We start from the raw sequence: 14,742 nt of genomic DNA, 5'->3' as shown, positions 1-14,742 counted from the left end.
CGAGATGGGGGTGACCGAGCGATCCATGCTCCCGGCGGGAGCAAGGCCGCGTCAATGGATTGCCGGGGATATGCCGTCCCGTGACCGGGTGTGACTTTGCTGACCTGCCTTTTCGAGGATCACACGCTGCCTTACCCAGCGTTGCTGAATGCGCTTACCAATTCCGGTAAGTCGGACATCCGTTGACAGGTGACACAGAGGTAACGGCGAGGTCAGGCGACCGGGCGTCCCAGGGCGATCACTTCCGCCGGGTCCAGCGCGGCCAGGGCCTTGCCCGGGACGAGCAGTTTGGAGCGGCGCAGCCCGCTGCCGATGACGACGTACGGCTCGGCCGCCACCGCCTCGTCCACCAGCACCGGCCATTCCGGCGGCAGGCCGAGCGGGGTGATCCCGCCGTACTCCATGCCGCTGAGCCGCGTGGCCTCCTCCATGGGGGCGAACGAGACCTTGCGCGCCCCCAGGTGCCGCCGTACCACGCCGTTGACGTCGGCCCGGTGGGTGGCCAGCACCATGCAGGCGGCCATGCCGATCTCGCCGCCCCGCTTGGCGGCCACGATCACGCAGTTGGCGGATACGCCGAGCGGGACGCCGTAGCGCTCGCAGAACGCGGCGGTGTCGGCCAGTTCCGGGTCGATCCCGGCCACCTGCGCCTGCGGCACCAGCGCCGTGCGGACGGGCTCGGCCAGCAGGTCGGGGTGGTCTGCGGCGGGCACCCAGTCGAGGTCACCGATCATGCCGTCGATTCTCCCACCGGGCGCGGCAGCCCGATGAGGGCCCCCAGCGCCGCCACGCTGTGGTCGAACAACGCCGCCCGGTGCTCGATGACGTTGTTGAACTGGCCGAACAACTCGAAGCCGATCCAGCCGAACACCCCGGTCCAGGCGGTCACCGCCCGCACGGCCACCGCGTCGGGGACGCCCGGCATGACCTGCTCGCGCACCCGCGCCATGTCCTCGGCCACTCCCGCCGCGCCGGTCCCCATCGGCCCGGCGGGGACGGTCAGCGCGCCCGCCTCATGGGCCTCGCTGACGATGCGGCCGAACACGATGGTGTCGCGCATCGCCGGGGCGACCGTGTCCTGCGGCGCCTGGTAGCCGGGCACCGGGGATCCGTACAGCAGCGCGTACTCGTGCGGGTGGGCCAGCGCCCAGTCGCGGACGGCGTGGCACACCGCCCGCCAGCGCCCGCCGTGGTCGGCGCGGTCGCAGCCGGCGTCGGCCTGCTCCACGACCCGGCCCAGGGCGTTGTAACCGTCGATGATCAGCGTGGTGAGCAGGTCGTCCTTGCTGGGGAAGTAGCGGTAGACCGCCGAGGAGGACATCCCCATCTCGCGGGCCACCGCGCGCAGCGACAACCCGACCGCCCCCTCGGTGGCCAGGTGCCGCCGGGCGATCTCGGCGATCTCCCGGGTCAGTTCCGCGCGCACCCGTTCCCGCGCGGTCCGACTGCTGTTCATGGCCTGCTCCTCGTCGTCCGTTCCCCGCTCCACGGCCCTCCGCGGCAGATTAACAGAGCAGCGCAAACAAACGAGAGCAGCGCTCCCCATAGGGGAGCGTGCGACGCGCCGGGACGAAACCGCGCGCGTCAGATGTCCATGGAGGGGCCGGTAATTAAGCTGACCCGGTGTCGGAGCCGCCCGGCGGCGGATGGCTGGAGGGTTGCATGCGGATCTCGCTCACCGCGCTGACCGGCCGGGGGCCACGGGACGTCGTCATCGACACCGATTCCGAAATGACGGTGGGAAACGTCGCCAAGGCCGTTTTCGACGCTTTGGAAACCGAATCACCATCGATTTCCAAGCCACGGACCGGTGACGACCCACAGCGGGTGCTCTGGATGGACGGCCGGATGCTGGACCCGCAGGCGCGGGCCGTCAAGGAACTGCGCGACGGCGCGGTGGTGGCGGTCGAGCGGCGGTCGGCGGCCGCCACGGTGCTGGCCGAGCCGACCGGGCTGGTGGAGGTCCGGGTGGCCGGGGGCCCGGCGGCGGGCGCGGTGCACCGCCTGGGGCTGGGCACCAGCACCCTGGGCAGCGGCGACCACGTCGACCTGACCGTGGACGACCCCGGCATCCCGGCCCGTTCGCTGCGCATCACCGTGCGGCGCGCCACCGAGGGTGCCAGCGGGGTGGAGGTCGAGGCGTCCGCCCGTACCCAGGCCGTCCTGGACGGACGGCCGTTGGACGGCACGACGCCGTGGCCCTTCGGGGGAATGCTGGCGGTCGGCTCCACCATGCTCAGCCTGGCGCCCAGCACCGCCCCCGACACCCACCTGGAGCCGCTGCCCGGCGGCGGGCTGGCGTTCAACCGGCCGCCGCGCATCACCCCGGAGCGGCGGCCCAAGCGGCTGGCGGTGCCGCACCGTCCCGAACGCGGCCCCCGCGAGCGGCTGCGGCTGTTCGGCGCGCTGCTGTTCTCGGCGTTCGGACTGGTCATGGCGTACGCGCTGGGCCAGTGGTGGTGGGCGCTGTTCGCCCTGAGCTGGCCGCTGATGCAGATCGGCGAGTGGGTCGGCGACCGGCTGCACGGCCGTAAGTCCTACCGCAAGGCGCTGCGGGAGTACCACGAGCGCAGCGCCTCGTTCGGCGACGAGCTGGACCTGCTGCGCCGCCGCGACCAGGCCGAACGGCGGGAGCTGCGACCGGACCCCGCCGAGGCGCTGCTCACCGCCACCGGCCCCCGGCGGCGGCTGTGGGAGCGCCGCATCACCGACGACGACACCCTCCACCTGCGGATCGGCCTGGCCGACCTGCCCGCCCACGTCGAACTGCAGGACAACGAGGACGGCGCGGTGCCGATCCCCACCGCGCACACCGTCCCGGCAGCGCTGCACCTGCCGGAACTGGGCGTCATCGGGCTGACCGGCCCGCGCCCGGCCTCCCGCGCGCTGGCCCGCTGGCTGGTCGCCCAGTCGGCGGTCCTGCACAGCCCCCGCGACCTGGCCGTCGTCGTACTGTCGGCGGAGCCGGACGGCGCCGAGCACTGGAACTGGGTGCGCTGGCTGCCGCACTGCGCCCCGCACGCCGGCGAAGAGTGCCTGGCGATGGTCGGCACCGACCCCGAGTCCATCGCGCACCGGGTCACCGAGCTGGCCATCCGCATCACCGAACGGCGGCGCGCCCGCCAGGACGCCCCCGGCATGCTCGGCGATGCAGGCAAGCGGGCGGCGGACGTCCCGTACAACGTCCTGGTCGTGCTCGACGGGGCGCGGGCCCTGCGGCGGGTGCCGGGCATGCCGCACGTGCTCTCGCGCGGCCCCGAGTACGGGCTGTACGCGATCTGCATCGACGACGAGGAACGCCTGCTGCCCGAGGAGTGCGCCGCCGTCGCCGCCTGGGAAACCGGCGGCGCCGTCCCGGACACCCTGCGGCTGCGTGGGCGGGGGCTGGACGGCATCGGCCCCGTGCTGGCCGACCAGGTCTCGGTGGCCTGGGCCGAGCGGGTGGCCCGGGCGCTGGCCCCGGTCCGCGACGTGTCCCGGGAGGACGCCGCCGAGGCCCTGCCCGGCCAGGCCCGGCTGCTGGACCTGCTGGGCATGCCCGACCCGACCGCCGAGCACGTCCGCGCCGCCTGGTCGGCCTCGGGCGGCCGTACCACGCGGGTGCCGATCGGCGTCGCCGCCGACGGCCCGTTCCACGTCGATCTGCGGGCCGACGGCCCGCACGGGCTGGTCGCCGGCACCACCGGCGCGGGCAAGTCGGAGCTGTTGCAGACCCTGATCGCGGCGCTGGCGGTGGCCAACCGGCCGGACGAGATGACCTTCGTCCTGATCGACTACAAGGGCGGCGCGGCGTTCAAGGACTGCGCGGCGCTGCCGCACACCGTGGGCATGGTCACCGACCTGGACGGCCACCTGACCGAGCGGGCGCTGCAGTCGCTGGCCGCCGAGCTGCGCCGCCGGGAGGAGATCCTGCTGGCAGCCGGGGCCAAGGACATCGAGGACTACGACGACCTGCGCGACCTGGCCGCCGGGCACCAGGACGGCGGGCACCAGGGCGGCGGCATGGGCCGTTACGCCCGCTCCCGCACGACGGCGCCCCACCGGGAGGTGAGCCTGCCCCCGCTGCCCCGGCTGATGCTGGTCATCGACGAGTTCGCGGCGATGGTCGCCGAGCTGCCGGAGTTCGTGACGGGCCTGGTGGACATCGGGCGGCGGGGCCGTTCCCTCGGCGTCCACCTGATCCTGGCCACACAGCGCCCGGCGGGGGTGGTGACCGCCGACATCCGCGCCAACACCAACCTGCGGATCGCGCTGCGGGTCACCGACCCCGACGAGTCCACCGACGTGCTCGACTCCCCCGAGGCCGCGCAGATCTCCGCGTCCACCCCCGGCCGCTGTTACGTGCGGTCGGGCGCGGCCGCCCCGCAGGCCGTGCAGTCCGCCCGCATCGGCGGCCGCCGGCCCGGAGCGGGAGGCGGCGCGGGGCCGGCCAAGGGCGCCGCCTCCGTGCTGCCCGTCCCGTGGGAGGGGCTCGGCCGGGCGCTGCCCTCCTCCGGCGAGCCAGAGGAGACCTCCGGCATGGTCACCGACCTGGCCGTCCTGGTCCGCGCGATCGGTGAGGCGGCCGCCCGCGAGGGCATCGGGCCGCAGCGCTCCCCATGGCTGGAGCCGCTGCCCGAGCGGATCCGGATGTCGCTGCGCACCGCCGCCGGCGGCTCGGTGGTGGACCCGCCGCCCGTCGAGTTCGGCGTCACCGACCTGCCGGAGACCCAGTCCCGCCGGCCCCTGAGCCTGGATCTGCCGGCCGACGGCCACCTCTACATCGCCGGGGCCGCCCAGTCCGGTCGCTCCACCGCGCTGCGCACGCTGGCGGGCTCGCTGGCCTCCGCCTGCTCCCCGTTCGACGTGCACCTGTACGCGATCGACTGCGGCGGTGGCGCGCTGCTGCCACTGGTGTCCCTGCCGCACTGCGGGGCGGTGGTCGGCCGCGACCAGCTCGACCGCTGCGAACGGCTGCTCGCCGCGCTGTCGTCGGAGGTCGCCCGCCGCCAGCAACTGCTGGCCGAGGCGGGTTTCGCGACGCTGGCCGAGCAGCGCGCCACCGTCGCCTCCTCCGACCGGCTGCCGTGGATGGTGCTGCTGCTGGACCGCTGGGAGGGCTTCCTGGGCGCGTTCGAACACTACGACTACGGCCGTCTGGTCGACGCGTTCGTGCGCCTGCTCCGCGAGGGGGCGGCGGTGGGCCTGCGCGCCGTGTGCACCGGCGACCGGACGGGGCTGGGCGGCCAGATCTCCACCGTCTTCGGCCGCCGCCTGGTGCTGCGGATGGCCGACCCGATGGACTACGGCTACGCGGGCCTGAACGAACGCCAGATTCCCGCGTTCATGCCGCCGGGCCGTGTCCTGGAGCAGACCGGCCCCGGGCGACCCCCGCGCGAGTCCCAGATCGGCCTGCTGGCCGACGACCCGTCGGGTCCCGCCCAGGTCGCCGCCCTCCAGCAGATCGCCCGCGCCTGCACCGGACGCTACGGCCGCCTGCCGCGCCGCCTGCGTCCCCTGCACGTGGACGAGCTTCCGGTACGGGTCACCTACGCGGAGGCCATGGCCCTGGAGCCCGACCATCTGGCCCCATCCCCGTTGTGGGCGCTTGTGGGCGTCGGCGGGGACACACTGGCCCCGGTGGGCGTCGACCTGCTGAACGAGGGCCCCGGCTTCGTCGTCGCCGGCCCCCCGCGTTCGGGCCGTTCCACCACCCTGCTGACGATCGTCGGCTCCCTGCTGGACCCGGCGGTCGGCGGCGGCCTGGTCCCCGTCCTGCTGCTCACCCCGCGCCGCTCCCCGCTGAGCGCCCTGAAGGGCCACCCCGGCGTGCTGGGCGTGTTGGACGCCGACGCCGCCGAGGACGATCTGCTGGACGCCGTCGGCGAGGAGCACCGCTACGTCGTGGTCGTCGACGACGCCGAACTTCTGGACGAGACCGCCCTGGACGACGCCCTGCGCGGCGTCCTGCGCACCGCCCGCGACGGTGAGCACGCCGTCGTCATCGGCGGCACCACCGAGGATCTGGGCCGCGGTTACCGGGGCTTCCTGTCCGACGCCCGCCGCTCCCGCTCGGGCGTCCTGCTGTCGGCCGACTCCCCCGACGACGGCGAACTGTTCGGCCTCCGCCTGCCTCGCAACGCCGGCCTGGCGGGCCCCACCGGCCGCGGTCTCCTCGTCCTCCAGGGCTCCACCTCCCAGATCCAGGTGGCCCTCCCGCCCTTGTGACGCGTCCCGGTCCGTACCCGGAACGCCGGGACACCGGTCCCGTCGTGGTCGGGAATCTCGGCGGCGGCGGGTGCGTCACGGTGTCCGGACCCATGCGGCTCGGCGAATATGCGCGGATGGACGAACCGCGGAGAGCGCAGGCCGATGTCAACCCGCCCGAGGACACCCCGTCCCGGCCGGATCCGGGTGTCACCGCCATGACGTTCACCGCGGCGGCCGATCTGCTGGTCGTCGCGCGGGCGAACGGGCGGGTCGAGTCCTGGCGGATCGGGGCGCCCAGCACGCCGCAGGTCGTCCGTGCGGAATCGGACGACCCCGTCCTGGACCTGGTGACCGACGGACCGCGGATCCTGGGCGTCTCGGCGCGGCACCTCCTGGTCTGGAACGCCGCGATGGAACCGCAGGCCGAGTACGCGCTCGAACACCCCGCGTACTTCGTCACGGTGACGCCGCGCGGTGTCTGGCTGGCGGGAGACTCCCACGTCGCACGGCTCGACCGCGACCTGGGCGAGGCCCGGTGGACGCCGATCTCGGAGGGGAGGACGACCGACTTCGACGTCCACCCTTCGGAGAAGCGTTTCGTGGTGGTGAAGGACCGCGTCGCAGTCCGGGTCCACGATGCCGGCGGCGCCGAACTCCACGCCTGGGACCGGAAGGCGCGCCGCAACGTCCGGCGCGTGTCGGTGCGCTTCGCCGACAGGCCCGAGCACCTGTGGGAGGCCGCCAACCGCGACTGGATGTTGGGGCGGGTCTCCGCGAAGAGCGGACGGCAGGTCGGCCGGAACAATCCGCGCCGCAAATTCGCGAGCGCGTGGGCGGGACCGCTGGCCCTCTGCCCCGACCGCAGGTTCCTGGCGGTGCTGCAGACCGGTCGTGACGTCCAGGTCTGGGACCTCGACCTCGACGGGCCGGTGTTCTACGCGGAGCCGGTGATCGACCGCTCCCAGGAGAAGCTGATGGCGTCGTTGAGCCGCGTCCCGGCGTTCGCCCCGGCGGGTCCGGGAGAGATCAAGGTGGTGGCGCGTCACCGTCAGCCCGACCGCGACGCGCCGGTGACCGCGCTGGCGATCTCCGCGGGGGGAACGATGGTGGCGCTCGGCGACCGCGCGGGGACGGTCCACCGCTGCGAGGTCCGGACCGGAGCGATCGAGCGGCTCGGCGCGTCCGGATGGCAGGCGGCCCCGCACGGCCTCCAGATGACCCGGTGGGCCAGAGGCGTCGCGCACGGCGTCCGCGACGGCGAGCGCTGGATCGTGCACCAGGGAAGGCTGGCCAGGCTCGACTTCGCCCATCCCGATCACATCGAGGGAGTGGTCCTCGACGGTTTCCCCGCCGGCGCGGGGTCCGGCGGGGGCCAGCCCTCGATCTTCTTCCGGGACGACCTCGTCTGGCATGCCGACAGGGGCGGGCTCCGGGCATGGGAGATCGCGACGGGACGGCTCGTGTGGCACCTGGAGACGCCCGGAGTGCCGGAGATCGCGGGGGACGCCGCCTATCTGATCGAAGGGGACTTCCACTACAGCAGGGACCGGTTCCCCCTCGTCAAGGTCGACCTGGCCACCCGTGCGATGGGCGAGCCCGGCGACTTCGAGATCGACCGGTCGACGATCGACCTGAGCACCGCGCCGGTGAACTGGCCGCAGCTCCACACGATCGGCCCTCACGTCGTGCTGGAGCTCTACTCCCGTCCCGAGCGCGCGTTCCTGATCGATCCGGAACGGCGCGTCCTGAAGCGGGAGCTGCCGGAAGGGGTCGGTCTCGAACCGCACGACGGCCGCCGGGTGCTCCATCAGGTCCCCGACGGTTACGCGGTGATCGACCTGGCCGACCCGGACGCCGAGCCGCGGGTGCACAAGTTCGGTGACCCGATCCGCAACGTGCGGTGGCACCTGGAACTCGGCGACGATCGTGTGGTCGGCTGGGACCGGGCCGCGCAGCGGATCGTCGTCGCGTCTCGGACGACCGGTGAGCTCCTCGGCCACTTCGCCGGGCACGGCGCGCAGGTGTTCACGCTCTTCGCGTCCCCCGACGAGCGGACCCTGCTTTCGGTGGACGCCGCCGGTTTCGTACGCACCTGGCGGCTGTGACGAGACGCCGCCCGGCGGGCCGTCGTCGCTCAGCCCGACGCGCCGGGGTCGCGCCACATGGCCCAGACCGGAGGGCAGCCGCCGGGAGGCCGGATCGTCCGGGTCACCCTGAAGCCGTACTTCTCGTAGAAGGGGACGTTGCTCTCCTTCGACGACTCCAGGTAGGCGGGCAGCCCCTCCTCGTCGCACCGGGAGAGCCGGGACTCCAGCAGCCTGCCGCCGAGCCCGTTGCCCTGGGCGGCCGGGTCGGTGCCGATCACCGACAGGTACCAGTGAGGCTCGGCCGGGTGCTGCTTCTCGATCGCCGTCAGCGTGCGGAGCACCGGGACCGTACGGGTCCCGAACAGCCGCGCCAACGGGACGAACTGGCGGATCAGCACCGGAAGTGGGGTCCGCCAGCGGCCGGGCGGATCCCACATGGCCCCGGCCTCGATCCGGCCGCCGCGTCCGGCGACCTCGGTGGCGCCGAGCGGCAGGTGAACGTGCCGCAGTTCGATGGAGAACAGCCCGGCCATGCGGTCCAGGCGCACCCGTGGGCCGGGGAACATCCACCGCCAGACCGGATCGTCGTCGAAGGCGCGGGCCAGCACGCGCGAGAGCACCGGCACATCGGCCACGCCGGCCTCCCGCACAGCCGGCACGGAGGCCTTCCGCTCGGGCCGCTCGGGCCGCTCGACCATGCGCACCTCCAAGGATCACGCCCCTCCCCGGATGTCCGGGGAGGCAACGGCCCCACGTTAAGGACCCGCGTCACCGCCCCGACTCCCCCGCATGGATGAACCCGTCTCCTGCTCTCGTACGACCCGGGGCGGGATCAGGCGCGGGGGTCGGTGGAGGCGGCCTGGTGGGCGGCGGTGATCAGGCGGGTCAGGGACTGGTGGAGGGCCTGCAGTTCGCCGAGCTCCATGCCGAGGCGGTCGAGGATCGCGGCGGGGATCTTCTCGGCCTGGGCGCGCAGGTCCCGGCCGGCCGCGGTGAGGGTGACGCAGAGCATCCGTTCGTCGCGGCTGTCGCGCTCGCGGCGCACCAGGCCGGCGGCCTCCAGGCGCTTCAGCAGCGGGGACAGGGTGCCGGCGTCGAGCTGGAGCAGTCCGCTGAGCTCCTTGACCGAGACCTGGTGGTGCTGCCACAGCGCGAGCATCACCAGGTACTGCGGGTGGGTCAGCCCCATCGGCTCCAGCAGGGGCCGGTAGACCGCCAGGACGCTGCGCGAGGCCACCGCCAGCGCGAAGCACACCTGGCTCTCCAGGGCCAATGGATCGGGGATGTCACGCAGGTCACTCACCGGGCAGTCTCCGCCCTCTGTTCGCCATGAGCTATCTTGTACACCAATGGTTTGCACACCAAGCATAGGGGTCTCCAACGCCCCGGGGAGACGTTCATGGCCGCCTTCAAGAAACCGTTCGGGTTCCAGCCGCTCGAACAGCAGCTCGCCCAGCGGCAGGCGGAGCAGGAAGCGCGCAAGCCCGCCCAGGGCAAGTACTTCGACCACCCCACCGCGAAGTACGTCTTCATCGCGCTGACGGTCGTCACCGTGCTCGCGCACGTGATCGCCCTGGTCGTCTTCGGCATCATGGGGCTGCACTAGTCCCATCCGCCTCAGCCGGGGACGATACGCCGGACTCGGTGGCGTGACCTCGGCGGGCACCTGATACCTGTAGTGCCTGAACAACCCCCACCGAGCCGCCGTCCGAGGGGCGCGCATGACCGGGCCGCGGCCCCGCGACCATCCAGGACTCGGTCTCGGTACCGCACTGGGCGCCGGACGGCGCCCCGATAGGAGGCTCAATGTCCGGTTCCGGTTCCCATGGCGGACGGCCCAGTTCGTGGCTGGTCTTCACGATCAGCATGACCGGGTTCATCGTCGGAGGGGTCGCCCTGTGCATCGGCCCGAACTGGATGATGTTCTGGGCGGGCGTCGTGATCGTGGCGGTGAGCGGCGTGCTCGGACTGGCGGTCGGCATCATGTCCGACGTGGTCCTGGACAAGCCGCGGGTGGCCCGGGACGCCCTGGCCGACCCGTCGTCCGGCTCCTGAGCCACGGACCCGGAGCGGGCCCGCCCGGCTCCCGCCCGGCTCCACGACCCGACGGTAAGCCCGTACCCGGCTATCGGATGCGACCCCGAAGCCGCCCGCAAGGACGACGGGACGCCGGCGTCGGCCCCACGTGCGCGACGCCGGCGATGCCCCCTGCTCCACAAGCCGCCCCCGCGCGGTCACGGGCCGCTGCCGGCGGCCGGGCTCGCCCTGGAGGCCGCCCGTCCGGGCGGCTGACCCCCGCCGCCCGGACGTCCGTTCAGCCGGTCCGGGCGTCGGTGCCGCTCTCCAGCATCTCCCTGGCCCGTGCCGCGTACTCGGCCTCGGCCCGCACCTCATAGGTCGCCGCCACGAACGAACTCCTGGAGACGAAGTCGCGCCGCCCGCCGGTGAGGGCGTGCGACACCGCCCCGAACAGCGCCCCGGCGACGACGCCCCAGACCAGCCCGGCCAGGATCACCCCGACCGAGGACAGCCGGCCCGGCGTGAAGATCGCGAAGAACAGGCCGATGAGCAGGCCGAACCAGGCGCCCGACGCGGCGCCCGCGCCGGCCGCGCGCAGCACGGTGAGCCGGCCGAGGACCTGCTCGACCATCCGCAGGTCCACTCCCACGATCACCGTCCGTTCGACGGGGAAGTGCAGGTCGGACAGCCGGTCGACGGCCTGCTGGGCATCGGCGTAACTGGTGAAGGTAGCGATGGGCTCCGTGGTCAGCAGGGTCCTGTTCAAAGGTGGCGTCGTCATGTGGCCCTTCCCTCCGTCACCGCAGCGGGCGGATGCGACGATGCCCCCGCTGCGCAGCCAGGCTCTTCGTCCGGTGAATGCCCCGCATAACGCACCGCACACAGATCACACACAGGACGTACGGCACACCGGCGGAACGAGCGCCCCGTCCGCGCGGGCGAGACGAGGCGCCGGCCACCGGAAAAAGAACACCGGCTTTCCGGCCGGTCGGCCGGCTCCGTGAGCTCACGGCCGCGCCGCCGGGCCTCCTGCCAGGTGCCGGGACGGGCCCCGCCCCGGACCGCCCGTGAACCGAGTCGCGGGCACGGGCCGGCGTGGGCCAGCATTGGGCCATGCGCATCGAAGTCGTGGGCTATGACCATCCCGACGCCGCCCGACTGATCGGTGAGGCCCAGCAGGAGATGGTGGTGCGGTACGGCGGCCCGGACGAGACGCCCGTGGCCCCTTCCGAATTCACTCCGCCGAGTGGGCTGTTCCTGGTCGGCTATGTGGACGGCGTGCCGGTGGTGTGCGGCGGCTGGCGCTCGCACGGACAGGACGCCGAGCTGAAGCGGATGTACGTGGCCCCGGCGGCGCGCGGCAACGGGTACGCCCGGAGCCTGCTGGCCGAGATCGAGCGGACCGCCCGTGCGGCCGGACACCGCCGCGTCATCCTGGAGACCGGCACGCAGCAGCCTGAGGCGGTGGCGCTGTACCGGTCGGCGGGCTACACCGACGTACCGGCCTTCGGCTACTACTCCTGCTCCCCGAACAGCATCCACCTGGGCAAGCTCCTCGACGTCCCGGCGAGCGCGCCGGGAGTCCCGGGAGGCCCGGAAGGCGTCGCGGCCACCCCTGACCGCGCCTGACCGCGATCGGCGGCGCGGTGTCCGCGCGGCGGGCGTACGGGGCGAGGGGAGGCCGCGGGTCCCGGCTTCGGAGACGGCCGGGACCCGCGGGTCCCCGGAGCCGTCAGCGGGTGGCGGCCTCGATGTTCTGCTGGGAGCGCTTGATGTCCTGGCCGCCCTCCTCCAGGGCCATGGCCATCCGCTCGAAGGCGGTCCTGGCCTCCTGCCAGGCGCTGCGGAAGCGGTCGGCGCTGGGCCCCCACCAGATCTCGGTGCTGCTCACCGTGCGCCCGTTGAGGTCCTTGATCAGCGCGTCCAGATTCCTGGAGTGCTTGCTGAACATCCGGGAGAGGTCCTCCAGCGCCGCGATGTTGGCGCCCCGCTTGTCGCTCATCGACCCGTTCCTTTCATCGGCACCGGTGACATCACCATTTACCCGCATGATCGGCACCAGTGGAAGGCGTTCGGCCGATCGGGTCCGGCCGACCCGCCCCGGCAGAGGCGTCTGGCCGCTTCCGGACATGACCTCAACGTGACAGATTCGTCACCCGCCCGGCCTGGCCGGGCTCCGGAACGGCCGGGTCCACGTGGACCGACGGAGAGACGGCCGGGGACGGGGCGGGCGGAGAGGTCTCCGGCGACGGGGAGGGCGGCGTCTGCGGCGGCGAGGACGGCTCCGGCGGGGCGGGCGGGGCCGGGGGCGGCCCGTCCGGGTCGTTGATGGGGCTGGCGTCCGGGTCGACCACGTGCTCGTCGACCAGGACGAACCGGCCGCCCTCGGCCGAGAACTCAAAGCGCCGGCGAACCTGCTGGGTCATCGCCCGCTCACCGGCCGGGGTGGCGTACTCCATCTCGGTGTACTCGGTGGCGTCCAGGATGATCCGGTCGCCGTCGCGCACGGCGGCGGCCACCGTCAGCCGGGTGCGCGCCGCCGTGAACGGCGGGCCGCCCGCCACCGGTGCCCGGTTGCGGGTCTCCAGCCGGCGCAGCGCCTCCTGCTGCTCGCGGACCAGCCGGGGCGAGATCCGCACGCCCAGCACCTCCGCGGGCAGCGACCGGGTGCGGGACTGCTGGACAAGGGCCTCGGTGCGGCGTTCCAGCATGGTGCGGGCGGCGGCGGTCAACTGCTGTGCGGTCTCCTCGTCCACCGAGACGGGGCCGCCGGGACGGGCGGTGGAGGAGGGCAGCAGGGCACAGCCGGCCATCAGCACGGCGGCCAGGCCGGCCAGACGAGTGCGGCGGCGAACCATCAGACAAGCTCCCACGGTCGCGTGCGCGGCGCTCCGATGTTGCGGCGTTGCGGCGTTGCGGTCCACGGCTGTCCCGGAGAACGGCCATGGCCTGTGGCGCCCGGCGGGGCGTCCCGAACCGGACGGTCACATGCTGGTCAAGACGGAAGATACACGGCCATCGCGGGCCCCACCCGTACCATTGGGCCGCCCAACGGCCACGGCCGGGGGCCACGGTGCCCGCAAATCTTCGTGACCAGGTGGTCAAGCCCGCCCCAGAGCAGGGCAAAGCCCGGGAAAGCGGGGGCTTACGAAAGTCCCGCCGAGCGGTTATCTAGACTGCCGAGCAGGTTTGTGAAGCCAGCCGGTCCGGCACGGAGCCGCCGGTCAAAGGGGGTCCGCACAGGGAGCGGCACCTCGGGAGGAGACGTAGGTGCGCAAAGTCCTGATCGCCAACCGCGGCGAGATCGCCGTACGCATCGCTCGCGCCTGCCGCGACGCCGGCCTGGCCAGCGTGGCGGTGTACGCCGAACCGGATCTGGACGCGCTGCACGTGCGGGTCGCGGACGAGGCGTACGCGCTGGGCGGCCGGACGGCCGCCGACAGCTACCTGGACATCGACAAGATCTTGAAGATCGCGGCGGAGGCCGGTGCGGACGCGGTGCACCCCGGCTACGGCTTCCTGGCCGAAAACGCCGACTTCGCGGCCGCGGTGCAGGCCGCCGGGCTGACCTGGATCGGTCCGCCGCCGGCGGCGATCACGGCGCTGGGCGACAAGGTGCAGGCCCGGCACATCGCGCAGAAGGTGGGCGCCCCGCTGGTGGCCGGCACCAAGGATCCGGTGGCCGGGGCCGAGGAGGTGGTGGCCTTCGCCCGCGAGCACGGGCTGCCCATCGCCATCAAGGCCGCCTACGGCGGCGGCGGGCGGGGCCTGAAGGTCGCCCGCACCCTGGAGGAGGTCCCCGAGCTGTACGAGTCGGCGGTGCGCGAGGCGGTGGCCGCCTTCGGCCGCGGCGAGTGCTTCGTTGAGCGCTACCTGGACCGGCCTCGGCACGTGGAGACCCAGTGCCTGGCCGACCGGCACGGCAACGTGGTGGTGGTCTCCACCCGCGACTGCTCGTTGCAGCGCCGCCACCAGAAGCTGGTCGAGGAGGCCCCGGCGCCGTTCTTGACCGATGAGCAGGTCGCGCTGCTGTACGGCTCCTCCAAGGCCATCCTCAAGGAGGCCGGCTATGTGGGCGCGGGTACGTGTGAGTTCCTGGTGGGCCAGGACGGGACGATCTCGTTCCTGGAGGTCAACACCCGGCTGCAGGTCGAGCACCCGGTGACCGAGGAGGTCACCGGCATCGACCTGGTCCGGGAGATGTTCCGGATCGCCGACGGTGAGGAGCTCGGCTACGGCGACCCGCCGATGCGCGGCCACTCCATCGAGTTCCGGATCAACGCCGAGGACGCGGGCCGGGGCTTCCTACCGGCGGTCGGCACCCTGTCGGCCTGGCGCCCGCCGTCCGGTCCCGGGGTGCGGCTGGACTCCGGGTATGAGGAGGGCCACACCGTCCCGCAGGAGTTCGACTCCCTGATCGCCAAGCTGATCGTCACCGGCGCCACCC

General features: G+C 73.2%; 13 protein-coding genes. 6 read left to right on the top strand and 7 right to left on the bottom strand.

Annotation, left to right across the window (positions count from 1 at the left end; all coding sequences use genetic code 11):
* Positions 1-212: 212 nt before the first annotated feature.
* Together C4U03_RS34805 and C4U03_RS34800 are read right to left on the bottom strand one after the other, a co-directional pair.
* A complete protein-coding gene (locus tag C4U03_RS34805; RefSeq protein ID WP_103944072.1) occupies positions 213-734 on the bottom strand; it encodes a YbaK/EbsC family protein in 522 nt (173 codons plus the stop codon).
* On the bottom strand, positions 731-1,456 hold the full coding sequence (locus C4U03_RS34800; RefSeq protein WP_103944128.1) for a TetR/AcrR family transcriptional regulator: 726 nt from the start codon (positions 1,454-1,456) through the stop codon (positions 731-733). Before C4U03_RS34800 ends, C4U03_RS34805 begins: the two co-directional genes overlap by 4 nt.
* 167 nt (positions 1,457-1,623) lie before the next feature.
* On the opposite strand from C4U03_RS34800, the gene C4U03_RS34795 reads away from it, so the two are divergent.
* Together C4U03_RS34795 and C4U03_RS34790 are read left to right on the top strand one after the other, a co-directional pair.
* Positions 1,624-6,207 carry an FtsK/SpoIIIE domain-containing protein gene (locus C4U03_RS34795; RefSeq protein WP_327374248.1) on the top strand — a complete coding sequence of 1,528 codons (4,584 nt, stop codon included), beginning with the start codon at positions 1,624-1,626 and terminating at the stop codon, positions 6,205-6,207.
* A gap of 116 nt (positions 6,208-6,323) precedes the next feature.
* The gene (locus C4U03_RS34790) at positions 6,324-8,294 is read left to right on the top strand and encodes a hypothetical protein (protein ID WP_146087629.1); all 1,971 of its coding nucleotides are present in this window, start codon (positions 6,324-6,326) and stop codon (positions 8,292-8,294) included.
* Between the two features lie 29 nt (positions 8,295-8,323).
* On the opposite strand, the gene C4U03_RS34785 is transcribed toward C4U03_RS34790, so the two are convergent.
* Both C4U03_RS34785 and C4U03_RS34780 read right to left on the bottom strand, forming a co-directional pair.
* A complete protein-coding gene (locus C4U03_RS34785; protein ID WP_103944069.1) occupies positions 8,324-8,974 on the bottom strand; it encodes a GNAT family N-acetyltransferase in 651 nt (216 codons plus the stop codon).
* A gap of 134 nt (positions 8,975-9,108) precedes the next feature.
* The gene (locus tag C4U03_RS34780; RefSeq protein ID WP_407701467.1) at positions 9,109-9,579 is read right to left on the bottom strand and encodes a MarR family winged helix-turn-helix transcriptional regulator; all 471 of its coding nucleotides are present in this window, start codon (positions 9,577-9,579) and stop codon (positions 9,109-9,111) included.
* 96 nt (positions 9,580-9,675) lie between these two features.
* On the opposite strand from C4U03_RS34780, the gene C4U03_RS34775 reads away from it, so the two are divergent.
* Together C4U03_RS34775 and C4U03_RS34770 are read left to right on the top strand one after the other, a co-directional pair.
* The gene (locus C4U03_RS34775; protein WP_103944067.1) at positions 9,676-9,882 is read left to right on the top strand and encodes a hypothetical protein; all 207 of its coding nucleotides are present in this window, start codon (positions 9,676-9,678) and stop codon (positions 9,880-9,882) included.
* A 200-nt stretch (positions 9,883-10,082) separates the two neighbouring features.
* The gene (locus C4U03_RS34770; protein WP_103944066.1) at positions 10,083-10,331 is read left to right on the top strand and encodes an HGxxPAAW family protein; all 249 of its coding nucleotides are present in this window, start codon (positions 10,083-10,085) and stop codon (positions 10,329-10,331) included.
* Positions 10,332-10,590: 259 nt separating this feature from the next.
* On the opposite strand, the gene C4U03_RS34765 is transcribed toward C4U03_RS34770, so the two are convergent.
* The gene (locus tag C4U03_RS34765) at positions 10,591-11,076 is read right to left on the bottom strand and encodes a general stress protein (protein WP_103944065.1); all 486 of its coding nucleotides are present in this window, start codon (positions 11,074-11,076) and stop codon (positions 10,591-10,593) included.
* A 332-nt stretch (positions 11,077-11,408) separates the two neighbouring features.
* On the opposite strand from C4U03_RS34765, the gene C4U03_RS34760 reads away from it, so the two are divergent.
* Positions 11,409-11,924 (top strand): GNAT family N-acetyltransferase, encoded by a 516-nt coding sequence (locus C4U03_RS34760; RefSeq protein ID WP_103944064.1) that lies wholly within the window; start codon positions 11,409-11,411, stop codon positions 11,922-11,924.
* A gap of 103 nt (positions 11,925-12,027) precedes the next feature.
* Here the strand turns inward: C4U03_RS34760 and C4U03_RS34755 are convergent, their stop codons facing one another.
* Together C4U03_RS34755 and C4U03_RS34750 are read right to left on the bottom strand one after the other, a co-directional pair.
* Positions 12,028-12,297 carry a WXG100 family type VII secretion target gene (locus C4U03_RS34755; protein WP_103944063.1) on the bottom strand — a complete coding sequence of 90 codons (270 nt, stop codon included), beginning with the start codon at positions 12,295-12,297 and terminating at the stop codon, positions 12,028-12,030.
* 133 nt (positions 12,298-12,430) lie between these two features.
* Positions 12,431-13,153: a hypothetical protein gene (locus C4U03_RS34750; protein ID WP_200827677.1), complete on the bottom strand. Its 723-nt coding sequence runs from the start codon at positions 13,151-13,153 to the stop codon at positions 12,431-12,433.
* A 412-nt stretch (positions 13,154-13,565) separates the two neighbouring features.
* Here C4U03_RS34750 and C4U03_RS34745 point away from each other — a divergent pair.
* On the top strand, positions 13,566-14,742 hold a 1,177-nt coding region (locus tag C4U03_RS34745), incomplete at its 3' end, for an acetyl-CoA carboxylase biotin carboxylase subunit (RefSeq protein WP_103944055.1).

Origin of the sequence: Thermomonospora echinospora, from assembly GCF_900108175.1 — a bacterium.
GTDB classification, from domain to species: domain Bacteria; phylum Actinomycetota; class Actinomycetes; order Streptosporangiales; family Streptosporangiaceae; genus Thermomonospora; species Thermomonospora echinospora.
Note: the sequence above shows the minus strand (reverse complement) of the source record. Positions and strands in the feature narration are given on the sequence as shown.

What these genes read in the sequence shown, in the direction of transcription:
- C4U03_RS34805 (WP_103944072.1), bottom strand. Translation starts at nt 734, where the DNA reads ATGATCGGTGACCTCGACTGGGTGCCCGCCGCAGACCACCCCGACCTG.
- C4U03_RS34800 (WP_103944128.1), bottom strand. Translation starts at nt 1,456, where the DNA reads ATGAACAGCAGTCGGACCGCGCGGGAACGGGTGCGCGCGGAACTGACC.
- C4U03_RS34775 (WP_103944067.1), top strand. Translation starts at nt 9,676, where the DNA reads ATGGCCGCCTTCAAGAAACCGTTCGGGTTCCAGCCGCTCGAACAGCAG.
- C4U03_RS34790 (WP_146087629.1), top strand. Translation starts at nt 6,324, where the DNA reads ATGGACGAACCGCGGAGAGCGCAGGCCGATGTCAACCCGCCCGAGGAC.
- C4U03_RS34765 (WP_103944065.1), bottom strand. Translation starts at nt 11,076, where the DNA reads ATGACGACGCCACCTTTGAACAGGACCCTGCTGACCACGGAGCCCATC.
- C4U03_RS34760 (WP_103944064.1), top strand. Translation starts at nt 11,409, where the DNA reads ATGCGCATCGAAGTCGTGGGCTATGACCATCCCGACGCCGCCCGACTG.
- C4U03_RS34755 (WP_103944063.1), bottom strand. Translation starts at nt 12,297, where the DNA reads ATGAGCGACAAGCGGGGCGCCAACATCGCGGCGCTGGAGGACCTCTCC.
- C4U03_RS34750 (WP_200827677.1), bottom strand. Translation starts at nt 13,153, where the DNA reads ATGGTTCGCCGCCGCACTCGTCTGGCCGGCCTGGCCGCCGTGCTGATG.
- C4U03_RS34785 (WP_103944069.1), bottom strand. Translation starts at nt 8,974, where the DNA reads ATGGTCGAGCGGCCCGAGCGGCCCGAGCGGAAGGCCTCCGTGCCGGCT.
- C4U03_RS34770 (WP_103944066.1), top strand. Translation starts at nt 10,083, where the DNA reads ATGTCCGGTTCCGGTTCCCATGGCGGACGGCCCAGTTCGTGGCTGGTC.